Source organism: Bacillus sp. FSL R5-0712, assembly GCF_038593285.1.
Taxonomy (GTDB): domain Bacteria; phylum Bacillota; class Bacilli; order Bacillales; family Bacillaceae; genus Bacillus; species Bacillus safensis.
This window is the reverse complement of sequence record NZ_CP151981.1, coordinates 3,363,858-3,387,100: the sequence shown is the minus strand read 5'-3', so window position 1 is coordinate 3,387,100 and position 23,243 is coordinate 3,363,858. Positions and strand designations below refer to the sequence as shown.

At 42.5% G+C, this 23,243-nt stretch carries 21 protein-coding genes; 9 read left to right on the top strand and 12 right to left on the bottom strand.

Annotated elements, in window-relative coordinates; genetic code table 11:
• Positions 1-27 precede the first annotated feature (27 nt).
• Entirely contained in the window at positions 28-1,728 is a 1,701-nt protein-coding gene (gene alsS / locus NSU11_RS17455) for an acetolactate synthase AlsS (protein ID WP_342493694.1), read from the bottom strand.
• A 150-nt stretch (positions 1,729-1,878) separates the two neighbouring features.
• On the opposite strand from alsS, the gene alsR reads away from it, so the two are divergent.
• Together alsR and NSU11_RS17445 are read left to right on the top strand one after the other, a co-directional pair.
• Positions 1,879-2,766: an acetoin biosynthesis transcriptional regulator AlsR gene (alsR, locus tag NSU11_RS17450; RefSeq protein ID WP_024423681.1), complete on the top strand. Its 888-nt coding sequence runs from the start codon at positions 1,879-1,881 to the stop codon at positions 2,764-2,766.
• Between the two features lie 59 nt (positions 2,767-2,825).
• Positions 2,826-3,443 carry a flavin reductase family protein gene (locus NSU11_RS17445; protein WP_341319646.1) on the top strand — a complete coding sequence of 206 codons (618 nt, stop codon included), beginning with the start codon at positions 2,826-2,828 and terminating at the stop codon, positions 3,441-3,443.
• A 36-nt stretch (positions 3,444-3,479) separates the two neighbouring features.
• Here the strand turns inward: NSU11_RS17445 and rbsB are convergent, their stop codons facing one another.
• The 9 genes from rbsB to NSU11_RS17400 all read right to left on the bottom strand — a co-directional run bounded on the left by rbsB (position 3,480) and on the right by NSU11_RS17400 (position 12,931).
• Positions 3,480-4,397, bottom strand: coding sequence for a ribose ABC transporter substrate-binding protein RbsB (gene rbsB / locus NSU11_RS17440; protein ID WP_044333350.1), 918 nt, complete (start codon positions 4,395-4,397; stop codon positions 3,480-3,482).
• A gap of 13 nt (positions 4,398-4,410) precedes the next feature.
• Positions 4,411-5,364 (bottom strand): ribose ABC transporter permease RbsC, encoded by a 954-nt coding sequence (gene rbsC, locus NSU11_RS17435; protein ID WP_024423678.1) that lies wholly within the window; start codon positions 5,362-5,364, stop codon positions 4,411-4,413.
• A 1-nt stretch (position 5,365) separates the two neighbouring features.
• The gene (locus NSU11_RS17430) at positions 5,366-6,847 is read right to left on the bottom strand and encodes a sugar ABC transporter ATP-binding protein (protein ID WP_044333349.1); all 1,482 of its coding nucleotides are present in this window, start codon (positions 6,845-6,847) and stop codon (positions 5,366-5,368) included.
• 15 nt (positions 6,848-6,862) lie between these two features.
• On the bottom strand, positions 6,863-7,255 hold the full coding sequence (gene rbsD / locus NSU11_RS17425; RefSeq protein ID WP_025093920.1) for a D-ribose pyranase: 393 nt from the start codon (positions 7,253-7,255) through the stop codon (positions 6,863-6,865).
• Positions 7,252-8,130, bottom strand: a complete 879-nt coding sequence (rbsK, locus tag NSU11_RS17420; protein ID WP_056765606.1) for a ribokinase — start codon at positions 8,128-8,130, stop codon at positions 7,252-7,254. The genes rbsD and rbsK overlap by 4 nt, the downstream gene beginning before the upstream one ends.
• Positions 8,127-9,113 (bottom strand): LacI family DNA-binding transcriptional regulator, encoded by a 987-nt coding sequence (locus NSU11_RS17415; RefSeq protein ID WP_024423674.1) that lies wholly within the window; start codon positions 9,111-9,113, stop codon positions 8,127-8,129. The genes rbsK and NSU11_RS17415 overlap by 4 nt, the downstream gene beginning before the upstream one ends.
• Before the next feature lie 117 nt (positions 9,114-9,230).
• Entirely contained in the window at positions 9,231-10,373 is a 1,143-nt protein-coding gene (locus tag NSU11_RS17410; protein WP_024423673.1) for a Ger(x)C family spore germination protein, read from the bottom strand.
• Positions 10,363-11,460 carry a GerAB/ArcD/ProY family transporter gene (locus NSU11_RS17405; RefSeq protein WP_268415698.1) on the bottom strand — a complete coding sequence of 366 codons (1,098 nt, stop codon included), beginning with the start codon at positions 11,458-11,460 and terminating at the stop codon, positions 10,363-10,365. Before NSU11_RS17405 ends, NSU11_RS17410 begins: the two co-directional genes overlap by 11 nt.
• Positions 11,450-12,931, bottom strand: a complete 1,482-nt coding sequence (locus NSU11_RS17400; RefSeq protein ID WP_135031358.1) for a spore germination protein — start codon at positions 12,929-12,931, stop codon at positions 11,450-11,452. Before NSU11_RS17400 ends, NSU11_RS17405 begins: the two co-directional genes overlap by 11 nt.
• Before the next feature lie 746 nt (positions 12,932-13,677).
• Here NSU11_RS17400 and pgsB point away from each other — a divergent pair.
• The 5 genes from pgsB to NSU11_RS17375 all read left to right on the top strand — a co-directional run bounded on the left by pgsB (position 13,678) and on the right by NSU11_RS17375 (position 18,009).
• Complete coding sequence (gene pgsB / locus NSU11_RS17395) at positions 13,678-14,859, top strand: poly-gamma-glutamate synthase PgsB (protein ID WP_024423670.1); 1,182 nt, start codon at positions 13,678-13,680, stop codon at positions 14,857-14,859.
• Between the two features lie 15 nt (positions 14,860-14,874).
• On the top strand, positions 14,875-15,324 hold the full coding sequence (gene pgsC / locus NSU11_RS17390) for a poly-gamma-glutamate biosynthesis protein PgsC (RefSeq protein ID WP_024426301.1): 450 nt from the start codon (positions 14,875-14,877) through the stop codon (positions 15,322-15,324).
• An 18-nt stretch (positions 15,325-15,342) separates the two neighbouring features.
• The gene (locus NSU11_RS17385) at positions 15,343-16,509 is read left to right on the top strand and encodes a CapA family protein (RefSeq protein ID WP_024426300.1); all 1,167 of its coding nucleotides are present in this window, start codon (positions 15,343-15,345) and stop codon (positions 16,507-16,509) included.
• Positions 16,506-16,676 (top strand): hypothetical protein, encoded by a 171-nt coding sequence (locus tag NSU11_RS17380; protein WP_087976066.1) that lies wholly within the window; start codon positions 16,506-16,508, stop codon positions 16,674-16,676. The genes NSU11_RS17385 and NSU11_RS17380 overlap by 4 nt, the downstream gene beginning before the upstream one ends.
• A 109-nt stretch (positions 16,677-16,785) precedes the next feature.
• A complete protein-coding gene (locus NSU11_RS17375) occupies positions 16,786-18,009 on the top strand; it encodes a C40 family peptidase (RefSeq protein ID WP_341319647.1) in 1,224 nt (407 codons plus the stop codon).
• A gap of 56 nt (positions 18,010-18,065) precedes the next feature.
• Here NSU11_RS17375 and NSU11_RS17370 read toward each other — a convergent pair whose 3' ends face one another.
• Together NSU11_RS17370 and NSU11_RS17365 are read right to left on the bottom strand one after the other, a co-directional pair.
• Positions 18,066-18,947, bottom strand: coding sequence for a Cof-type HAD-IIB family hydrolase (locus NSU11_RS17370; RefSeq protein WP_025093926.1), 882 nt, complete (start codon positions 18,945-18,947; stop codon positions 18,066-18,068).
• Positions 18,948-19,111: 164 nt separating this feature from the next.
• Positions 19,112-20,077 (bottom strand): LCP family protein, encoded by a 966-nt coding sequence (locus NSU11_RS17365; protein WP_024423666.1) that lies wholly within the window; start codon positions 20,075-20,077, stop codon positions 19,112-19,114.
• Positions 20,078-20,335: 258 nt separating this feature from the next.
• On the opposite strand from NSU11_RS17365, the gene NSU11_RS17360 reads away from it, so the two are divergent.
• Positions 20,336-21,700 (top strand): sugar porter family MFS transporter, encoded by a 1,365-nt coding sequence (locus NSU11_RS17360; protein WP_116344276.1) that lies wholly within the window; start codon positions 20,336-20,338, stop codon positions 21,698-21,700.
• Between the two features lie 136 nt (positions 21,701-21,836).
• The gene (locus NSU11_RS17355) at positions 21,837-23,234 is read left to right on the top strand and encodes a bifunctional glycosyltransferase family 2 protein/class I SAM-dependent methyltransferase (protein ID WP_024423664.1); all 1,398 of its coding nucleotides are present in this window, start codon (positions 21,837-21,839) and stop codon (positions 23,232-23,234) included.
• Positions 23,235-23,243: the final 9 nt, after the last annotated feature.

The window sequence follows — 23,243 nt, the reverse complement described above, 5'->3', positions numbered from 1 at the left end:
ACTCCTTTAATGTAATGTATCGAAGTCTTATCTAACGTTCATTGCATGTTTTTTGCGAAAGACTTCTGGCCATTTTTGACTGGCGAGGTCAGGGTTGTCTTGATAGTCAATCGGAATATCAATAATCACGGGTCCTTCTATGTTTATACCCTTTTGAAGGACGGTTGAAAGCTCCTCAGGTGAGTTGACCCTTAGTCCAGTTGCTCCAAAGCTTTCCGCATATTTCACTAAATCGATCTGCCCGAATTCAACGCAGGATGTACGCTCATATTTCATTTCCTGCTGGAACGCGACCATGTCGTATGTGCTGTCGTTCCAAACAAGGTGAACGAGGTTTGTTTTCTTTCGGACTGCTGTTTCTAGCTCCATTGCGGAGAAGAGAAAACCGCCATCACCTGAGACCGAGATAATCTTTTCATCTGGATTCATGATAGAGGCCGCAATTGCCCATGGTAATGCGACGCCTAATGTTTGCATGCCGTTACTCACCAGGAATGAGTTCGGTTCATAGACGCGGAAGTGACGGGACATCCAAATCGCGTGAGATCCGATATCACACGTGACCTTCGTGTCATCAGGAATCAGACGTCTCAATGTATGAATGACATCCAGAGGGTGAGATCGATGACTTTCTCTTTCTGGTGTCTTTTCGATGTCGCTTAATAGTTCCTGTAATTCAGTGACGAATTCTATGTTCTCTTTGCTTAGAGAAAGGGGGACACTGTCATGCGTTAGATGTTTGACGGTTTCAGAAATATTGCCTACAAGCTCAAGCGCTGGCTCATAAAAATGGTCAATATCTGCCTGCATGTCATCAACATGGATGATCTGACGCTGCTGCGGCTGAAGATTCCAATGCTTCGGATCATATTCAATTGGATCAAAGCCAATGGTCAAAAGGACATCTGCATGTTCAATGAGAAGATCACCCGGCTGATTACGGAATAAGCCGATTCTGCCTACATATTGAGACTCGAGCTCTCTTGAGAGAACGCCGGCTCCTTGATACGTTTCAACAAATGGGATACCAAGTGTTTTTAATAATGCTCTTGTGGCATTTGCAGCAGCTGGACGACTAGCTTTCATTCCCACAATCGCAATAGGTAAGTGTGCATTTTGAATTTTGGCGATAGCCGAACTGATGAGAGCATCTGGTGCAGGACCTAATTCTGGAGAAGGGTGAGCAGACACTGGTGTTTGTGTGGTGTGTTCTGTCACGACATCTTGTGGAAAGCTGATAAATGCTGCTCCAGCCTGCCCTTTTTGTGCCGCGCGAAAAGCATTCGTTAATGCTTCTGGTATATTATGAACGTCTTGTACTTCAACGCTATATTTTGTGACTGGTTTGAATAATGCCGCATTGTCGAGTGATTGATGTGTTCGTTTCAGACGATCTGCACGATTGACGTTTCCGGCGATTGCGACAACAGGATCACCTTCTGTATTGGCTGTTAATAGACCTGTTGCTAAATTAGATGCACCAGGACCTGATGTGACGAGACAAACACCTGGTTTGCCGGTTAAACGTCCGACAGCAGCTGCCATAAAGGCTGCATTTTGTTCGTGTCTGCATAGGACAAGCTCTGGACCTCTGTCTTTTAATACATCAAATACAGCGTCAATTTTTGCACCTGGAATCGCAAAAACATGGGTCACACCTTGAGCAATCAGCGTATCAACAATCAACTCTGCTCCTCGTCTTGTTAGGGGTTGTGCTTGAGATTTCATTTACCCCGCACTCCTTTCGGCAAGTAAAATTTTTTATGAAAATATATTTTCATGATATGATTTACTATACATTTCATAAAATAAATTTTCCAATATATGTTTAACGTGGTTTTGATATGTTTCACGAATAAGTGTGTGAGGAGTGAAAGGATGGAACTGAGACATTTGCAGTATTTTGTCACAGTAGCGGAGGAGCTGCATTTTGGCAGAGCAGCCGCGCGGTTGAATATGACACAGCCTCCACTTAGTCAGCAAATTAAGCAGTTTGAGGAAGAATTGGGTTTTCCTTTATTTCACCGGTCGAAGAGGGTGGTGGAGCTAACAGCAGCTGGAAAGGTCTTTTTACATGAGGTTCGGGGAGTGCTGCAGCAGCTTGATAAAGCCGTTGATCATGCCCGTCATACAGCAAGAGGAGAGCTGGGGAAAATCATCATAGGTTTTGTTGGAACGGCGACGTATGATATTCTGCCGCCCGTTGTACGTGAATTCAGGGAGCTGTATCCCTCTGTCAGTATTGAGCTGCAGCAGCTTTCTGTTCCGCAGCAGCTAGAGGCACTTTTAAATGGTGAGATTGATATCGGTTTTTTACATCCTACACCGCCGCATGAAGAACTAGTCAGTCGTTTGATGAAGCAAAGTGAATGTATTTTTGCGATTCCAAAAAATCATCGATTGGCTAATAAAGAGACGGTCGCGATTGAAGATATCCGTCATGAACCGATTATTTCTTTATCACAGGAATCATGGCCGTCTCTTTATCAGCACTTTGTCCTGCTATGTGAAAAGTACGGGTTTTCTCCAAATATCGTGCAGGAAGCGGCGGAATATCAAATGATCATTGGCCTCGTCACAGCAGGGATCGGTATTGCAGTGATTCCAAAATCAGCCCGGCGTTTATTTAATCTGGATGTTGTATATCGGGCCATTGAGGATGAACAGCTTCTGGCGGAATGGACGATTTCCTATAGACGTGAAAATCATAATCCTGCTTTATTTCATCTGGTCCACCATATCCTGCATCGCACCGAGCTGGAATAAGAGGTATAGAGAAAGGGTTATGGTATGATGTCGTTACATGAAAAGGAGGCGTACTTGAATTGATTACATTGCAAATGGATCAGCTGTCACGAAAAGAGGCATATAAATTATTATCTGGTTCTATCGTTCCAAGACCGATAGCGTTTATTACAAGTCTGTCTAAAGAAGATGTTGTCAATGCCGCACCATTTAGTTTCTTTAATGTCATCAGCGGACACCCGCCGCTCATTGCGGTTTCTATCGGACGACGTGATGGTCAGATGAAAGATACTGCGCAGCATATCATTGACAGGGAAGAGTTTGTCGTCCATGTGAGTGATGAAGACATGATAGAAGATATTAATGAAACAGCTGCTACATTGCCTCGGGAAGAGAGTGAGCTGGATCGCACCGGACTTCATCAAGTAGAGAGTAATGTCATTTCAGTGCCGGGAATCAAGGAAGCGCGCATTCGTTTTGAATGTCAGCTGGAAAAACATCTGACCTTTCAAAATGATGAAGGGGAGATCACAGTTGATCATATCATTGGCCGGGTTGTATGTGCACATTTAGATGAGGGTGTTTATGATGCAGAAAAAGGCTATGTTTCTACTAATGAACTGAAACCAGTTGCTCGCCTAGCAGGTAATGATTATGCCCATTTAGGCACGTCATTTGTGCTGAAAAGACCACAGTAATAGGAAAACCCCCGAGGGAAATCGGGGGTTTTCTGTTTATTTCTTCTGTTCTAGTTTGAGTGGAGCTGCGATGTTCTTTTGTACCTTTTTCCCTTTTAATACGTCGTTTGCAGCACCGACTGCCAGTTGACCGATCAGCTCAGGCTGCTGCGCGACTGTTGCAGAGAGCTTTCCTGCTTTGATTGAGCTGAGTGCATCTTCGTTTCCATCAAAGCCAACGACAAGAATGTCTTTCCCAGAGCTTTGAATCGCTTCTAGTGCGCCAAGTGCCATTTCATCATTGTGGGCAAAAACGGCTTTGATGTCAGGGTTTCCTTGAAGGAGGTTTTCCATGACATTCAGTCCTTTTGTCCGGTCGAAGTCGGCAGCTTGTTTTGCTGTCACTTTTAGATCTTTATCCGCTATTTGATGGAATCCTTTTCCACGCTCACGTGTAGCGGAAGCGCCTGGTACGCCTTCTAATTCAGCGACTTTTGCTCCTTTGCCAACCTTGTCGATGATAAATTTAGCTGCCATTTCACCGCCTTTGACGTTATCTGAGGCGACAAGTGCTTCTACTTTTCCACTTTCGGCTGAGCGGTCTAATGTGATGACAGGTATATCTGAAGCGTTTGCTGATTCGACAGCGGTTGATATGGCAGATGAATCCGCTGGGTTGATGAGCAATGCGTCGACGCCTTGCTGAATAAGGTCTTCAACATCACTTGTTTGTTTAGCTGAATCATTTTGTGCATCTGCAATCACGACTTCAATGCCTAGCTTTTTCGCTTCTTTTGTCACACCGTTTTTCAGAGAAACGAAGAATGGGTTATTTAACGTCGAGATCGACAGCCCAATTTTGATGTCCTTTTTCTTGCCATCCTTTGATGACTTGGCCCACTCCGGCGGTTCAAGTGAGCAGGCAGAAAGCATGAACAATGAAAGAGTCAGGATGAGAATAAGATGTTTTTTCATAGCGGCTGCCTCCTTAAGCAGATTTCTTTCTGTCTAATAGGACTGCAATCAAGATGACAATCCCTTTCACAACAGATTGATAGAATGATGAAACGCCAAGTAAGTTCATACCATTGTTCAGGACACCGATAATGAGCACCCCGATGAGTGTGCCGACAATTCGTCCTCTTCCGCCGGACAGGCTTGTCCCGCCAAGTACGACGGCAGCAATGGCATCAAGCTCATAGGACGTACCAGCTGTTGGCTGCGCTGAATTTAGGCGAGATGTTAAGATCGCACCTGCTAAGGCAGACATGAAGCCTGCTAATGAATAGATCATAATTTTCACGCGTGGTACTTTGATTCCTGAGATGAGAGCCGCTTTTTCATTCCCGCCGATGGCATATGTTCTTCTGCCGAAAGGTGTTTTATGAAGCAGCACCCAAAGTACGATAAAGGTGAGAAGCATCGTAATCGCTGGAACAGGAATGCCTAAGAAATATCCGCGGCCGAATAACTGAAAGGCATAGTTAGAGCCAAGCCCAGTAATCGGGTTTCCGTCTGTATAAACGAGTGTCAAACCTCTGAAAATTGTCATTGTGGCAAGCGTTGCGATAAATGGAGCCATCTTGCCTTTTGTGATTAAAAGACCGTTGATCATCCCAAGAACGGCACCGATGATACAGCCGACGATAATGGCTAAAATCGGATCCATGCCAGAAACGATAAAGCCGGCAGTCAGGGCACTGGACAGTGCAAGAATAGCACCGACTGATAAATCAATACCTCCAGTTAAAATAACAAACGTCATGCCAAAGGCAATGAGGGCATTAATGGAGATTTGTCTCAGTAAGTTTAAGATGTTTAATGGCTCTAAAAAGGCTGGGTTTAAAATAGAAACAATGGCGACAAGGATGATGAGTCCTAAGAATGGCCCAAGCTTTTGCATGATGTGATCAAATCGTCCATTTGAAGTAAGTGGTTTCATGTTACTTCCCTCCTGTAGCTAGTGTCATAATTCGTTCCTGCGTTGCTTCTGCTTTGTCTAATTCTCCGCTGATGGTTCCTTCATGAATGACGAGCACCCGGTCGCTCATCCCGAGTATCTCTGGGAGCTCAGAGGAGACCATTAAAATGGCAACGCCTCGATCGGTCAGCTCATTCATTAACTGATAGATTTCTCGTTTCGCTCCGACGTCGACTCCTCGTGTCGGTTCATCTAAAATCAAGACCTTCGGCTGTATGCCGATCCATTTGGCAATGACGACTTTTTGCTGATTTCCCCCAGACAAGCTTCGGGCAGAGATGTCAGAGGAAGCCGTTTTAATCGTCAGTCGTTTGATGAGAAGGTCGACAAAATCCTGTTCTGTTTTCTTATCAATCAATCCCTTTGGAGAGAAGCTTTTTAAGTTTGGCAGACCGATGTTTTCACGGATGGATGCATCAAGCATCAATCCTTCATCCTTGCGATCCTCTGTGATAAAGCCGATGCCGAGCTTGACGGCATCACTTGGTTTTTTAATAACAGCCTTTTTTCCATGAACCCATATTTCTCCTTGATCAAGAGGGTCAAGGCCAAACAGCGACCGTATCATTTCAGTCCGGCCAGCACCCATTAAGCCTGCAACACCGACGATTTCTCCAGCTTTAACTGAGAAGCTGATATCTTGAAATTGTCCTTTTCTCGTTGCTTGTTTCACCTCAAGGACAATGTCTCCTGTAGAAGGCGTTCGCTCAGGATATCGATCTGTCAATTCACGGCCGACCATTTTTTTGACGACTTCATGGAAATTCGTTTCAGGTATGGCTTTCGTATCGACCGTTTTCCCATCACGCATGATCGTAATCCGGTCACAGATGGCAAAGATTTCCTCCATACGGTGAGAAATATAGACTATGGAAACGCCTTCTTTTTTGAGAGATTCAATGACCTGGAAGAGCTTCTCGATTTCCCGTTCCGTAAGAGCTGCTGTCGGCTCATCCATGATGATGACCTTTGCATCGGTCATTAATGCTTTTGCAATCTCAATCATCTGTTTTTGTCCAACAGAACAGCTGCCTGCCTCTTGTTCAAGTGAGAGATTCACAGACAAACGGTCCAGCTGCGTTTGGGCGAGGGTCTTCATTTTCTTAGTATCTAGCAGTCCGAGTTTCGTATAGATTTCTTTCCCGATGAATAGATTCTCCAAGACGGTCATATCCGGCCATATGTTGAGCTCCTGATGAATGAAGGCGATGCCGTGCTGCTCCGCTTCCTTCGGATTTTTGAAAGCGGTTTCTTTTCCGTCGATTTGTATCGTTCCTTTATCTAAAGAATAAAGACCTGTAAGCAGATTCATTAAAGTTGATTTTCCCGCACCATTTTCACCCATGAGTGCGTGGACTTCACCTGTGACGAGGTCAAAGGAGACCCCGGAGAGAACGGTGTTTTTTCCAAAAGCCTTATGGATGTTATGCATCTCTATGTTCATATCTGGCTCCTCCTTTTAAAAGATGACACCGGCATGAAGAATGCAGTTTGCGTATGGGGTGGCTTCACCCGTTCGAATGACTGCTTTTGCCTGTTTGGTCATGTCTTTGAACGTCTCGTGGTCTACTTCATGTAACGGTTTTGAGAGCGCTTTCTTAAGAAATAAATGATCTCGTTCATTGGCTTCTTTGATTTCACTAGCTACAGTGATGTTTTCAACGGCCATTTCCTGAAGAAGGAGGGAGGTGACCTCCTGAAAGGATGGTGTGCCGATTGATAACGCCAGGTCGATTTTGACTGGACCTTCTGGGATAGGGAGACCACAGTCTGCGATAACGATTGTATCTGTGTGGCCAAGGTCAGCAAGCACCTTGGCGATATGGCTGTTTAGGATGCCGTTTTTTTTCATTTCTTTTTCTCCAATTCTTCTCTTGTTGGCATGCCGCCTTGTGCGCCAAACTTTGTGACGGACATTGATGCTGCAAGGTTGGCAAAGGCAAGTGCGTCATAGAGGGATTTGCCTTCTGTTAGAGCGACAGCCAACGCTCCGTTAAAGGTATCGCCAGCTCCTGTTGTATCGACTGCTTCGACAGGAACGCCTGGAACCAACACGTCTTTCGTTCCATCAAAGTATCGAACCCCATTTTTACCTTCTGTGACTAGTAATTTGTTGGGGTATTGACGCAAGACATCTTCAATTGGCAGACCATCAAACATCAGAACAGCTTCATGTTCATTCGGTGTAATGTAAGCAGCCTGATCTAAAACCTGCTTCGATACTTTACGGGCTGGTGCAGGGTTTAAAATGACAGGGATTTCTTTTTCACTGCAAATGGCGCAGACCGCTTCGACCGTTTCTTCAGGTATTTCCTGCTGGATGAGAACCATCCCAATATCATCAATTGTAGAAAGAGCAGTACTTACATAGTCAGGAGTAACCTCGTCATTTGCCCCTTTGACCACTACAATGCTGTTATCACCTTCTGCTAAAATGATATGAGCTGTGCCGCTCTCCATTTCGGTAACCGGTTTCATATATGAGGTACGGACACCTTGTGCTTGTAAATTGCTGAGAATATCATGGCCATAAGCGTCATCACCAACTCGGCCGACCATATATACATCTGCACCGAGTCTGGCGCTTGCGACTGCCTGATTGGCACCTTTCCCGCCTGGGACCGTTTTAAACGATTCGCCTAAAACCGTTTCACCGGCATTTGGCCGTTTATCTGAAGTGACGACTAAATCCATTGAACAGCTTCCTACTACAACAATATGACTCATTGTGAATCCACCTTTCTTGTGGTCTCTCGTTCAATAAAAGAGACGGGCATTTGAATAACTGGTTGATCTATCGGTTGTTTCTGAATCGCTTTGATTAACAGCTGTGCCGCTTCTTTTCCCATCTCATAGGCGGGCTGCCTTATGGTCGATAAGGAAGGGAAGAGCAGCTCACTTTGCGGAATATCATCAAATCCAATGATTTGAACGTCTCCTGGAATCGCTTTTCCGATTCGAAGCGCTTCATGGATGACCGCTGTTGCGACGATATCATTGCTGGCAATGATCCCATCTGTTTCTGGGTACAGCTGGAAAAGGGCCTTGGCACTTTTTCGGGCTTCTTGAAAGGAAAAGGAGGCATTAGACATCACATGAAAGTCGACACCTGTTTCCGTGAGAACATCGAGTGCGCCTTTGAATCGCTGCCGCGCTGTTTGCAGATGGGCAGGTCCTTTTAACAGTGTGATCTGCCGGCTGCCGCGTCTGATTAATTCCATTGCCGCCATTTTCCCGCCAGCTGCAGCATCTGCAAAAACAGAAGGTGCATGTGGAACTGTTCGATCTAAAAACACAACAGGCAGATCATCATCATTGTATATATCTGACTCAGGTTCATTTGTGACCGCGATGACACCGACCACTTGATTTTGTTTAAAGGTTTGCAAGTATGCCATTTCTTTCTCTCGATCTTCATCACTGTTTCCGAATAATAACCGAAAACCGTGCGCATGAATCTCATCCTCAACGCCTCTAGCAAGCTGAGGAAAGAAGGGGTTTGTGATATCAGGCAAGATTAAGCCGATTAAGCGTGATTCTCTTTTGAAAAGGGATCTAGCCACTTCATTGGGAAAGTAGTTCAACTCCTGCATCGCTTGCGTCACGCGGGTTTTCGTATCTGAATGAACATATCCAGTATCATTGAGCACGCGTGAAACAGTGGCAACAGACACTTGTGCAGCTTTTGCGACATCTTTAATTGTAGCCAATGGAGAGCCTCCCTTCATGAATGTGTAACCGTTTACACACATAGATTATCACGAAAGCATCGAAATGACAATCTAAAAAAAATAAAAAAAGAAAAGAAAGAAGGCTTCTTCCTTTTCTTAACTAATAATACCTGTTTGTGTAATGTTCACTTTCACTTTTGGAATGATTTTCACCTTCGGATAATCGGTGACCCAGTTCATTTTCATATATTCATCATAGTGTTTTACCCTATATTTTCTGCCAAGGCTTAGGACGTCAGAATTTGCTTCTTGCAGGGCCGCAATGACTCTTTCGGCATCTTTAGTCAAAATAGCTGACAGCCTTTTATTTAGCATTTTAATTTTCTTGTCTGTATCTAAATTATCTTTCGGATATTCAATAACAGAGGTATTGAATTCAAACTCAAGAGAGAAGGTTACGTTTCGATGATCAGGATTGACGATTTTAATGTCTCTTTTTGTATCGGTAACTTGAATGCTGATGTAATTGTTCTCTTTTGATTTCATATCACTTCTTACTTTTTTTGTGAAGTTTGCATAACTGCCCATTTTTCCATCCATGATGGTGAGCAGAATGGCATCTTGCGCATAAAGTTCTCCTTTCATTTTCTCATTATCAAATAAGGCGACCCCCCTTACACTCGTTAACTTTTTTGATTTATCGTAGTAGAGTAATGGCAGTGTGAAATCCTCGCCGGTTTGCAGCATTTTGGACCGGATATTTTGAATGTTCTTAGGTGCAACTTGTGAGGAGCGTGATGCAGAAGTGATCAGGTTGTTTAAATAGTCGCTCACAATGAGTTTTTCCTTGAGCAGAGAATTGATTAAGTCCACACAACTCCCGCCTTGCACCACTGCCAAGTTTGCGAGCAAAGGGCTTTTGGGATCGCGATAAAACATATCTAAGTAAGGGAGCAGCCGGTTTTGGGCAAATTCATCACCGATCAGCAGGACCCTCATTTTAGACATATCAATTTTTTGGTCTACACTCCGGCTAAAGTTGCTTCTTGCTTTTCTTAAAGTAGGCGCATCGGTTGTGAGAACAGTGGTTAAATAGCTGCCTGAATTCCCTTGCTGCATACTTTGAGACTGCTGCACCTTTCGATAGGTAATCGAATATCTCGCATTGTCATCCTCTCCTTGATCAACAGCTGAAGTTAATACGAGAGAGATGTCTTTTAATAGGTTTTGATCCCAGCAGCCAGGCATGAAAATGAGGGAAACACACATAAGCAGTGTCAATATGTACCTATGATGCATGTGATTTCACCTTCTTTTTGCGGTGTTTGATAAAGATGATAACGGCCATCATGATCGGAAGTGTGTATATAAATGAATATTGTGCAGCGGTGGTAAAGTCATTGAAGCGCTGAATTTTAAAGTTATCAGTTGAAAGAAAACAGCTTGCAGCATAAATCAAAATGGCAAAATAGTAGACATATTTTTTGTGATTTTTTTTCTTCAGCATACTGGACACACCATTTGCACAAAAGTACAGATAATTACTCAGTGTGGCTAAAATGACAAAGACCCAAAAGCTTAGGAAAATTAAATCTGTCCGCTCAATGACACCGAATGTAATGGTTTTTAATAGATACAAAACAGGATTCGGGATGACATCAAGCTCAGCCGGGCTGAAAAACATAAAACAAATTAATGTAATAAATAGGTAGTAAAGCGTCGTGCATATATTTGAAATGGTCATCACTTTATATCGTTGCTTAATGGTGCCCTTCATCAGTGGAGAGATGATCAAAATCATCTCGAATCCATTCATTGACAGTACCACGTCCTTCAATCCAAGCTGAAATTGAGAGATATCCGTTTGAAAAAAAGGCAGGAGGTAATCAATATTGGTTCCTTTCAATGAATAGAACATCAATAGAGAGAGCATGAGCAAAAAGGGAGTTAAGATAAAATTAAACCTGACAATGGCTGTAATTTGCTCCTTTGCGATATAGACAATGCATATCATCAGTAATAGGTTAATCACCCAGTTTGGTGTGAGCGGGAGCACCCATATGCCAAGAATCCTTGTGAATATAGAAAGGACAACAATGCAAACCGAAGCAAAGTATACCGTATAGAGCACGACCAAGGTGCGTCCAATCCATTTTCCAAAGACCTCAATCAGCGCTTGGAAAAATGACGTTTCTGGATATTTGTAGATGATATAAAGAAAAATGGTATTGATGATCTGGATAAAAAAACACGCGACAATTATTGCCATCCAGCCATCGTGTCCCATGTCTTTCATCAGCAAGTGGGGGAGCGCTAAAATACCAACACCAATTTGAGATTGGATGATAAAAAAAACAGCTTGAGGTGGAGATATTTTATTTTTCATTTTTCTTTTTCCACCCTCTCAGTTGTTCAATTTGTTTGTTCTTTTGCGGATTTAAATAAACAGGGCGGTTTTTGTACATCCACATTGGGAGTCGAACCACCGTATCTTTTAAGTCCTGCCAGTTAAATGGAGCAACAGGTGATAAATATGGCACCCCTAGTGATTCTAGGCGGCATAAATTCATGAGCATAATGGCGAGTCCAAATGAAATGCCAATAAATCCAAACATCGATGCCATAAACATGAGCGGGAAACGAAGCATCCTGATGGTGGACGTCATTTCAAACGACGGAAGTACAAATGAAGCTACAGCCGTCACAGCGACTACAATCACTTGGACATTCGAAATAAGTCCTGCTTGTACAACCGCATCCCCAATAACCAAACCTCCTACGATGCCAATGGTCTGCCCGATCGGTTTAGGCAGACGCACCCCAGCCTCACGTATAAGTTCAATTGTGATCTCCATCAGCATAGCCTCAATCAATGGAGGGAAGGGAATGCCAATAATAGAGTTTTTCATCGTAATAGCTAGTTCATCTGGGACAACCTCATAATGAAACGCAATAACAGCAATATAAAAAGATGGCAATATGACTGCGATGATGCAGGCAAGATAACGAAGAATACGAATAAACGTAGCAGGAATCCAGCGGCTGTTATAATCATCCGGCGACTGAAAAAAACTAAAGAACGTGATAGGCAGAATGATGGCCATTGGACTGCCATCCATGAGTACGACTATTCTGCCTTCAAGAATCGCAGATCTTACCTTGTCCGGACGTTCTGTATCAATCAGCTGCGGGAAAATAGAATATGAATCTTCCTCAATTGCCTCAACGATAGAGCCGGGACTTATCAGTGTGTCTACTTTAATAGAAGAAATCCGTCTGTTGACTTCTTCGACCTTTTCTTGATTGGCAATATCAGATATATAAACCGTTGCAAGCCTTGTTTCCGATTTTGTACCGACCTTATGATATTGAATGGCGAGCTTCCGATCATTTAAATGCGAACGCAGTAAGTAGATATTGGTATCAAGACTTTCAACAAACCCGTCATGTGCACCCGCGATAATACTTTCAGAAGACGGTTCAGTAATAGAGCGCAGCGGCGGCTGTCCGACAGCAAACAGCTTGATTTGCGAGGAGTTTTCATCAAGAAAGGCAATACTTCCCGCAATAATACTGTCTGTGATCAGCGTCAAGTCGCCTGTTTCAAGTGTGCTAAGAGACTTTATATAATTCTGCTTTCCAGGAGAGCCTAACAAGTTACCGATAATGAAATCATTTAATTTGCCTTCATCTATTCTTGTTTTAATAAAGAACAGCACAGATTTTGTTTCATTCACCATTAACTCTCGGTATTCAAAATCGCCGCTTTGCTGAAATGTTTTTTTTAGGATACGGATTTTTTCCTCGAAGCTGCCTGATAAAAAATGCAGGCGTGTCTGCTCATTGGTGTTTGGCATCTTTAGCCTCCTCTCACAGATTTTTTACCCATAGTGTAAGCGGAGAAGCGGATTTTATTCGTCTTCATTGGGGAAAGCATGACATAAGCTGACAACTTTCAACTAAATTCACATTAAAAATGTTAAGAAATGATGAATCTTGATAAAAACAAATGAATAATGTTTCATTGTTTAGGTCATAAGGTGCGAATATCGTAAAGAGAAGGTACACCGAAATGATCAAATATTTACATCTTATCCCAATTTTTCGTGACCTAAAAATAAGCATATGACTTGATTTTTTTAGAGGTGACCTTTGTCATAGGTCAACACATAGCAATCTGACCAATGAGGATGACTTTCTAACCTGTTCGTTCAAAAATATAAAATATTCTAAAACACGCACTATTCATTTAAAGCGCTGATATGACTGATGTTATAGAGAAGAGCGGGCTTTAAAACATTGATTCAAAATACATCTTAATAATTGTCAAAAAATTTAGGGAGAAAAGGACAAAAGATTTTCGGATCATTGATGGTAACGCTTTCTCATGAATTCAGCAGAAATTCAGATTGATTTTTGTCCGCCTTTTGGCCTTTTCATTTAAAGGATGGGTAGGCAAAAAAGCCTTCTGATTAGAGGAATTTGGCATACGAGGAAGTGAAAGATTATGTTACATAATACCGATTGTGATTTTATGCTGAACAGATATACTGTTGATTGAATTTACATATCACACTCATAAAAAAAGGAGATGTAGATAGCGATGTGGTTAATCGTTATAGCCTGTGTCATCATGTTAGGGATTGGCTTTATTGAAAAGAAGCGTCATCAGAAAAATATCGATGCCCTGCCGGTGCGCGTCAATATTAATGGTATTCGCGGAAAGTCTACCGTCACAAGATTGACAACCGGTATCTTAATGGAGGCAGGTTATAAAACTGTCGGTAAAACAACGGGAACGGATGCAAGAATGATTTATTGGGATACGCCAGAGGAGAAACCGATTAAAAGGAAACCGCAAGGACCGAATATCGGAGAGCAGAAAGAAGTTATGAGAGAAACAGTTGAAAGAGGAGCAAATGCCATCGTCAGTGAATGTATGGCGGTAAATCCAGATTACCAAATTATCTTTCAGGAAGAGCTGCTTCAAGCAAATATTGGCGTGATCGTAAACGTTCTTGAAGACCATATGGACGTTATGGGACCGACACTTGATGAAATAGCAGAAGCCTTTACAGCGACAATTCCTTACAATGGACACTTGGTTATTACGGATAGTGAATATACAGATTTCTTTAAAGAGATTGCGAAAAAACGCAACACAGAAGTCATTGTTGCGGATAATTCCAAGATTTCTGATGAGTTTTTGCGGAAATTTGAGTACATGGTTTTCCCAGATAATGCTTCACTGGCACTTGGGGTTGCCCAAGCTTTAGGGATTGATGAAGATACGGCATTCAGAGGAATGTTAAATGCGCCGCCTGATCCAGGAGCGATGAGAATTCTCCCATTAATGGACGCGAAAACACCTGGACACTTTGTAAATGGATTTGCGGCAAATGACGCAGCATCTACATTGAACATTTGGAAGCGTGTGAAAGAAATTGGATATCCAACAGATGAACCGATTATTATTATGAACTGTCGTGCAGATCGGGTAGATAGAACGATCCAGTTTGCGGAGGATGTACTTCCATATATTGAAGCAAGTGATCTTGTCTTAATTGGTGAAACAACTGATCCAATTGTGAAGGCATATGAGGAAGGGAAAATTCCGGCTGACCACTTACACAACCTTGAATATCAATCTACAGAAGAAATTATGAATATGCTTGAGAAAAAGCTTCATAATCGAGTGGTTTATGGAGTCGGCAATATCCATGGTGCCGCTGAACCGTTAATCGAAAAAATTCAAGAATACAAAATTAAGCAGCTTGTCAGCTAGGAGGAAATATAGAAAATGTTCGGATCAGATCTTTATATCTCGTTAATTTTAGGTGTTCTACTTAGTTTAATCTTTGCAGAAAAAACAGGAATCGTACCAGCTGGACTTGTTGTCCCGGGTTATCTGGCGCTCGTATTTAACCAGCCAGTCTTCATTTTAATCGTCTTATCTGTCAGCTTGCTTACGTATGTGATCGTTCGCTTTGGCTTATCAAAATTCATGATTTTATACGGACGCAGAAAGTTTGCTGCGATGCTGATTACAGGAATTGCCTTAAAGCTGATATTTGATTTCTTCTATCCAGTGGTCCCATTTGAAATAGCAGAATTCCGCGGAATCGGAATCATCGTCCCTGGATTGATTGCAAATACGATTCAAAAGCAAGGTCTTACGATTACCCTTGGAAGCACGTTACTTCTAAGTGGTGCAACATTTGCCATCATGTATGTTTACTATCTATTTTAAGATAAGGTGTGTCCAATGATGAATAAAAAATTGAGCTTTCAGGAAAAGCTGCTGAAAATCACAAAGAATCAAAAGAAAAAGACGAATAAACACGTACTCATTGCTTTACCGATCGTCATTGCTTGTACATTTCTATTTACGTTTATCGGGAAAGCACAAGTGCCAACTGTACAAAAGAATCCAGAAAACATCCTGACCGCTTCGTTTGTCGGTGACATTATGTTTGGAAGAAATGTAGAGAAAGTAACAGAACGCTATGGAAAAGAGCATCTCTTTCGTTATGCCAAGCCATATTTTGATGTGTCAGATTATGTGACAGGTAACTTTGAGCATCCTGTCGCATCAGATAAGGAACAGGCAGCCCAAAAGAATATTCATTTAAAAACAGATGAAGATTCTGTCCAAGCGTTGAAGGATTTAAATTTTTCTGTCTTAAACTTTGCGAATAACCATGCGGCAGACTATGGTGAAAAAGGGCTGAACAACACGATCAATGCCTTTGAACAAAATGGCATGGATTATACAGGTGCAGGCCGTAACCTCCAAGATGCGAAGCAGAACATTTCGTACAAAGAAGTAAATGGTGTCAAAATTGCTACACTTGGTTTTACAGATGTGTATGGGAAAGATTTCAAAGCAACGAATCGCCAGGCGGGTATTCTGCCAGCCGATCCATCTATCTTTATTCCGATGATTTCGCAGGCTGCTGAAAAGGCAGATCTCGTCGTTGTTCATGCTCACTGGGGACAGGAGTACAACAATGAAGTAAACGACAGACAAAGAGAATTGGCAAGAGCGATGTCTAAGGCCGGAGCTGATATCATTATCGGTGCCCACCCGCACGTCCTTGAACCAATGGAAGTCTATAACGGAACAGCGATTTTCTATAGCCTAGGCAACTTTATTTTTGACCAAGGCTGGTCAAGAACACGTGATTCTGCACTTGTTCAGTATCATCTGAATGAAGATGGAAAAGCGACATTTGAAGTTGTCCCAATGTACATCAAAGAAGCAACACCTGCTCCAGTAAAAGCAGGATCTCTAGAATCAAAAGCCATTATCCGTATGCTGACCAATGGAACGAATGCGGATTGGAAAGAAAAAGACGGACACATTTTCTTTGAAGTAGATCACGCTGATAAAGTTAAAAACTTAAAAGAAAACGGAGGGAAAGAGAAGAAATGAAATTCCTAAAAGCAAGCTGGCCGTTTGTTGCGTTAATTTTAGTCTTTGTCTTTATGTCTGCTTTTAAATTTAGTGACAGTCTGACAGATCACGAAAAACAAAAGATTTCGGTTGAAATGCAGAAAATTGAACAGCAAAAGCAGTCAAAAGCGGAAGCAGGTAAATAACCTAAAAAGGATAAAGGGCACGCACATCGCGTGCTCTTTTTTTTGTCGAAAAAGGGTGTAAAATGAAAGGTGTCATGCCGAAACTATAGAAGATTGGAGGGAAAGGATCATGAAATGGAAAGGAATATTGATAGGAGGGTGTGCGCTTGTAGGGCTGATGTTCATGTCTCAATCAGCGGTATCTGCTCAAACACCATCTCTTTTGGAGCAAGCGGAAAAGCTGATTGGAACACCTTATCATAAAGGAGGAACCGATCCAAAAACGGGCTTTGATGCATCTGGGTTTATTCAATATGTGTACAAGACATCCGAAACATTTGATTTGCCACGGAAGGTAATCGACCAATATCAGATTGGAAAAAAGGTATCATGGGATAAAGCGCAGCCCGGTGACCTTGTGTATTTCCGAAGCCTTGAAGAAACAAAGGATATCCCAACACATGTGGCGTTGTACGCGGGGAACAATCAGGTCATCCACATCACGCTTAGTCAAGGTGTGGTGAAAACGGATGTCAGCAAAAGCAAATATTGGACAGACCGATTTTATGCGGTCAAACGCCTGCCCGGCACGCAAGAAATTTCTGATGATCCTCTTGTGAAAGATGCGCTGACCTATTTAGGAATTCCTTATGAATTTGGAGGAGCAGATCCAAAGACTGGATTCGACTGCTCAGGATTTTTACAGTATTTATTTGAAAAATCGCTTGGGATTTATTTACCTCGAAGTGCTGAACAGCAGTGGATCGTTGGAGAAAAAGTGGCATTAGACGATATCCGCCCTGGGGATTTTGTCTTTTTTAGCAACACATATAAGCCCGGAATTTCTCATGTAGGTATGTATATTGGAGGCGACCGCTTTATTCATGCGAGCCGTTCTGAAAGTGTGACAATTTCTTATTTGTCTGAATCGTATTGGCGCGAAAAATGGACAGGTGCGAAACGGTTAACAGATCTGGAGCTTGCGAAAGAGGACCCTATCGTATCAAAAGCCGCTACGTATATTGGTGAAGTCCCTTATGTCAAAGGCGGTACGAACCCAAAGGAAGGATTTGATACAGCAGGATTCACGCAGTACGTGTATCAAAAAGTGCTTGGCATTGAGCTGCCCCGCTATGCATCAGGTCAAGTTAAAGCAGGTACATCTGTGAAACGTTCTGAACTTCAGCCGGGAGATCTTGTCTTCTTCAGCGGAACATCATTGATGCCGGCGATATATGCAGGATCCAATCAAGTCATTCATGTGACTGTCTCAAACGGTGTTGTCTTAACCAATATGAAAACAAGTACGTACTGGAAGGACAAATATGAAACGGCTGTTAGAATCAAAAAATAAAGAAAAAGCCCGATCAATACTTGTATCGGACTTCTGGACTTCTCTCTAGGCGCTGATCAGACAAGCGTCTTTTTTTCATGGAATTGATTTTGTAAAAGAAGATCAATAAAATAAGCGACACCGTCTTCATGATTTCCTTTTGTGATGAAGGTGCTCTTTTCTTTAATGACATCAACAGCATTCCCCATTGCAATGCGGTGGCCTGCTTCTTCAAACATAGAAAGGTCGTTTGGGCTGTCACCAATTGCATAAATATGTGAGCGGTCTACACCATAATGGGCTGCGAGCTTTTTCAGGGCATGTCCTTTTCCAGACTCTTTTGGCAGCACCTCAATAATATGTTTTCCAGACGAGGTCAATGAAAGCTCGGGCATGTCTGCCAGAAGATTTCGTGCTTCGTTCAGTTTGTTCATATCAAAAGAGAAGCAGAGTAATTTATAGGTCGGTTCGTTCGACTCAAAAATCTCACGGATATCATCTACTGGTTTGATGCCAAATTGTTTAAATTGCGTCATGGCTCCTTCCCATAGATCAGCGAGATCCTCATTTGGGTTTGCACTTTTGATCAGATCAAATTCTGCTTTCAGCTTCTCTTTTCCATCAAAAGGAGAGAGGAGAGCATCATCTGTATAGACTTCAAAGTAAATGTTTCGTTCCACTAATGCCTTTGCAGCCCGCTTGCCTGCTTCTTGATCCAGTGTGATTCGGCTGAAGAGCTCGTATCCTTCTGTATGGACAGTCCCGCCGTTTGCCGCAATAATGGGGATGTCCAAATCGCCAAGCAGCTCCTTGACATCAAAAGTTGCCCGCCCTGTACAGATCGTCACAATATATCCAGCTTCCTTCGCACGAATCAATGCCTCTCGGTTTTGAGCGGATATTTCACTTTTTGTATTTAAGAGTGTACCGTCTAAATCAATCGCAATCATTTTTTTCATCGCTGTCAAATCCTCCTTCATTCATGCAATAGCCTCTTCAAAGTATGTACGATTTCCTTCATTCTCATAAAAAAAGGATGGTTGATTCCTCACTATCAAGGCTAAACAAAAATGAGTGAATGATCAAGGAAATAAGAAAAAGCGCCCCAAAGGGACGCTTTTATTTATGATAATTCAAGCTGCTTCTTCAATTCTGTTTTTACTTCGTTCAGCTGGTTTTGATCCAATTGGAAATAATAAATGCCGTTTGGCTGGTAATCAGATCCTTTAAGCTGAATGGTATCAACCGATTTCAATGAAGTCAGAAGCGGGAAAAGACCGACTAACTCTTTCATAGAAAGAGTGGTTGACACATTATCACCGAGTGTATCAATGATATTGTCGTATGACGGAATAGATGTTAATGATTTTGATTTATCAAAAATGGCTTTTAATACTTCCATTTGTCGCTGTCCACGCATTAAGTCACTATCTGCTTTTCTCGTTCTCACATATGCGAGCGCTTGATCACCATCTAGTGTATGAGTTCCAGTTTGAAGCACAACCTTGCCTTTTGTATCCTTTTTAATCTGTTTCACAAGATACTCATCCTTGATGTTAATAGGAACACCGTTTAATTCGTTGACGATTTCTTTAAACGCTACGAAATTACTTTGGATGACAAAATCGACCGGAATATCTAGTAAATCTTCGACTGTGCTCACTGTTAAATCTGCACCGCCAAATGCGTGTGCGTGAGTAATTTTATCAAAACCGTGGCCTGGAATATTAACGTATGAGTCCCTAGGAATGCTTAATAATTTAACGGTTTTATTTGTGCGGTTAATGGTTGCCAAAACCATTGCGTCACTTCGTGCTTGTTTCACTGTTTCGCCCGGTCTGCTGTCAATTCCAAGCAGCAAGACAGAAAAGCTGTCTTTTCCTGGATCGAATGCTTCAATTCGTTTCACAGATTGTGCGCCGCGATCAAGAGATACTTGAGCCTTTTTGGCAGCATTTGTTATTTTGTAGTAGGCATAGCCTGTGACTGAAGCAGTTGTCAGTAAAAGAATACTAATGATAAAAAGAGTGACTTTCACCCATGGTTTTAAACGCTTTTTTCCTTTGCGTTTACTTCGTGATTGATCCATATATTTTAAACCCTCGCTATGATTTTATAGTAAAGATGTCCTTCTTTATGCTTACAAACTAAAACAAATATACCTTAAAACGGGATATAGTGCGACATTTTTTTCACTAACGCTTAATTGACGTTTTCTTCTCGTAAAAAGTTTCAAAGATACACAAATGAAATATATTTGTCATAAAACATCGAAATGTTTGAAATGACAGGAAGTGAGGAAAATGACTTTTCATAAGAGTACAGAGACAAAAGTGGGGTTATGTATATGAAAAATCGGAATGGATGGCTTTATTTCTTCGGCGCCCTTGGCGGTGCTTTATATGGCTATGATACAGGTGTCATCTCTGGCGCCATCTTATTTATGAAAGAGGATTTAGGTTTAAATGCGTTTACAGAGGGGCTTGTCGTCAGCTCGATTTTAATCGGGGCGATGCTCGGTTCCTCTCTTTCTGGAAAGCTGACAGACCAATTTGGGCGGAAAAAAGCCATCATCGCCGCAGCTATTTTGTTTATTATCGGCGGATTTGGTACAGCTCTTGCACCGAATACAGAAGTGATGGTCTTATTCCGAATTGTGCTAGGGCTCGCTGTCGGGTGCTCGACAACGATTGTTCCATTATATTTATCTGAACTTGCGCCAAAGGAATCACGAGGGGCACTGTCCTCTTTAAACCAGCTCATGATCACATTTGGTATTCTTCTTGCCTATATTGTGAACTACGCTTTAGCGGATGCAGAGGCATGGCGCTTGATGCTTGGAATTGCGGTTGTTCCTTCTGTTCTATTATTATTCGGGATTTTGTTTATGCCGGAAAGTCCCCGCTGGCTGTTTGTGCACGGACAGGCTGACCGTGCGAAGGAGATATTATCGAAACTCAGAAAAAGTCAGCAAGAAGTGGAAGAAGAAATTTCAGATATTCAAAAGGCGGAAAGTGAAGAGAAAGGCGGTTTTAAGGAATTATTTGAGCCGTGGGTACGCCCAGCATTGATTGCCGGTGTCGGCCTAGCCTTTCTGCAGCAGTTTATCGGTACAAATACGATCATTTACTATGCGCCAAAAACATTCACAAGTGTTGGTTTTGGGAATTCAGCAGCGATTTTAGGAACTGTTGGAATTGGTGCAGTGAATGTCATTATGACGTTTGTTGCCATTAAAATCATTGACCGTGTAGGGCGTAAAGCGCTGCTCCTATTTGGGAATGCAGGAATGGTCCTTAGTTTAATTGTCCTGTCAGTGGTCAACCGATTTTTTGAAGGGTCGACAGCTGCAGGATGGACAACCGTTATTTGTTTAGGTCTCTTTATCGTCATCTTTGCTGTCAGCTGGGGGCCAGTCGTTTGGGTGATGCTCCCAGAGCTGTTCCCAGTACACGTCAGGGGAATCGGTACAGGTGTCTCCACCTTCCTTCTTCATACAGGAAATTTAATCATCTCGCTGACATTTCCAGCTTTATTAAGCGCGATTGGTATCAGTAATCTTTTCCTCATCTATGCGGTCATTGGCGTAGGCGCCTTCTTATTTGTGAAATACTTGGTGACCGAAACGAAGGGAAAAAGTCTTGAAGAAATCGAAGAAGATTTAAAAAAGAGAAATCGTGCCGTCGCAAGTGGCGAAGGAAAAACGGTATGAACAATGGCCAGCTGGCGTGTGCAGCTGGCTTTTCTATGTTAAACAAACGTTTAATCAAGAAAGGACATTCCCTCATCTTCTGAACGTGCTGCCTATCACATACATATGGAACAGGCGGGAGAAAGGTGGAAATGAGATGAAAGGGAAAACAAGCATTGTCATGCTGACGTACAATGAACTGCATTTGACGAAAAAATGTATCGATAGCATGAAACAGCATACGGATAGCGACCAATATGAACTCATCATTGTCGATAATGCGTCAACTGACGGCACGAAGGAATATGTAAGAGAGCTGGATGATGTGATTTTCATTGATAATGAAGAGAATGAAGGTTTTGCAAAGGGATGTAATCAAGGAGCAAAAAAAGCTTCAGGAGACAGCATTCTCTTTTTAAATAATGACACGATCGTGACGGAAAATTGGCTGCCTCCATTAAAAGAGGCGTTATTTGCATCAGAACGGATTGGGATGGTGGGGCCCGTCTCTAATTATGTGAGCGGCCCTCAGATGGTCCAGCCGTCGTATACAGATGTGAAGGAGCTCCCAGCCTTTGCTAAAGAGTATACGTCTAAGAGAAAAGGTCAGAGAACTTATGTGCACCGGCTTGTAGGGTTTTGCTTGCTCGTGAAAAGAAAGCTGATCGAGGATGTGGGGTTATTTGATGAGCGGTTTGTATATGGATCATTTGAGGATGACGATCTATGTTTGCGGTCATTACTAAAAGGATATCAGCTGCAAATTGTGCATGATTCCTTTGTGCATCATCATGGCCATGCTACCTTCAATGCCAATCAAGAAACGAACATCTCTACACTGTTTACTGAGAATAGACTTCGATTTTTAGATAAGTGGGGCATAGATCTAAATTTGATCACCCCTCATCCGTATTTTGCGGAATTACTCCCTGAGGACGCTGCTCGCGTGCTGGATGTTGGGTGCGGCGCAGGGGCTACCGGGCTTGAACTAATGAAACGTCAGTCTGTACACATGTACGGGGTAGAGGCGGATACGTTAAAAGCAGCGGTCGCAAAGGCGTATTATGAAGAAGTCATCGAGGCAAATGCAGATGAATACCCATGGTCAGAGAAAGAGGCCTTTTTTGATGCGGTCATTTTTTCAGATGTTTTAGAGCATGTGTCAGATCCTTGGCACATCATTGAGCAAGCCCACGCATCTTTAAAGCCAGGCGGTGTCATCATTTGCTGTTTGCCTAACATGATGCATGCAGAGGTACTTCTTCCTTTGATGACAGGGGATTTTACGTATCAAGATGTAGGAATTTTAGACCGAACCCATATACGGTTCTTCACACCAAACACGATGCGTGCGCTTTTTCCAGACCCATTGTTTGAACGCGTGATCGAGCAGCCGATCAATGTACAGATTGATCAAAACGTCCAATTGTTTTTTGACGAGGTGGCGAGGATAGGAGCATCACTTGGCTTTCAAACAAAAGAGTTGTCTGATCAAGTGACGCTATACCAGCTTCTAATCGTTGTACGTAAAAAAGGCGGTTCCTCATCGGGATAACCGCCTTTT

Coding starts and splice junctions, on each gene's coding strand:
- rbsC (WP_024423678.1), bottom strand. CDS start 5,364: ATGAAACCACTTACTTCAAATGGACGATTTGATCACATCATGCAAAAG.
- NSU11_RS17400 (WP_135031358.1), bottom strand. CDS start 12,931: ATGCCAAACACCAATGAGCAGACACGCCTGCATTTTTTATCAGGCAGC.
- NSU11_RS17380 (WP_087976066.1), top strand. CDS start 16,506: ATGAAATTCCTAAAAGCAAGCTGGCCGTTTGTTGCGTTAATTTTAGTC.
- NSU11_RS17405 (WP_268415698.1), bottom strand. CDS start 11,460: ATGAAAAATAAAATATCTCCACCTCAAGCTGTTTTTTTTATCATCCAA.
- rbsB (WP_044333350.1), bottom strand. CDS start 4,397: ATGAAAAAACATCTTATTCTCATCCTGACTCTTTCATTGTTCATGCTT.
- alsR (WP_024423681.1), top strand. CDS start 1,879: ATGGAACTGAGACATTTGCAGTATTTTGTCACAGTAGCGGAGGAGCTG.
- rbsK (WP_056765606.1), bottom strand. CDS start 8,130: ATGAGTCATATTGTTGTAGTAGGAAGCTGTTCAATGGATTTAGTCGTC.
- pgsB (WP_024423670.1), top strand. CDS start 13,678: ATGTGGTTAATCGTTATAGCCTGTGTCATCATGTTAGGGATTGGCTTT.
- NSU11_RS17360 (WP_116344276.1), top strand. CDS start 20,336: ATGAAAAATCGGAATGGATGGCTTTATTTCTTCGGCGCCCTTGGCGGT.
- rbsD (WP_025093920.1), bottom strand. CDS start 7,255: ATGAAAAAAAACGGCATCCTAAACAGCCATATCGCCAAGGTGCTTGCT.
- pgsC (WP_024426301.1), top strand. CDS start 14,875: ATGTTCGGATCAGATCTTTATATCTCGTTAATTTTAGGTGTTCTACTT.
- NSU11_RS17410 (WP_024423673.1), bottom strand. CDS start 10,373: ATGCATCATAGGTACATATTGACACTGCTTATGTGTGTTTCCCTCATT.
- NSU11_RS17355 (WP_024423664.1), top strand. CDS start 21,837: ATGAAAGGGAAAACAAGCATTGTCATGCTGACGTACAATGAACTGCAT.
- NSU11_RS17385 (WP_024426300.1), top strand. CDS start 15,343: ATGAATAAAAAATTGAGCTTTCAGGAAAAGCTGCTGAAAATCACAAAG.
- NSU11_RS17370 (WP_025093926.1), bottom strand. CDS start 18,947: ATGAAAAAAATGATTGCGATTGATTTAGACGGTACACTCTTAAATACA.
- NSU11_RS17430 (WP_044333349.1), bottom strand. CDS start 6,847: ATGAACATAGAGATGCATAACATCCATAAGGCTTTTGGAAAAAACACC.
- NSU11_RS17365 (WP_024423666.1), bottom strand. CDS start 20,077: ATGGATCAATCACGAAGTAAACGCAAAGGAAAAAAGCGTTTAAAACCA.
- NSU11_RS17375 (WP_341319647.1), top strand. CDS start 16,786: ATGAAATGGAAAGGAATATTGATAGGAGGGTGTGCGCTTGTAGGGCTG.
- alsS (WP_342493694.1), bottom strand. CDS start 1,728: ATGAAATCTCAAGCACAACCCCTAACAAGACGAGGAGCAGAGTTGATT.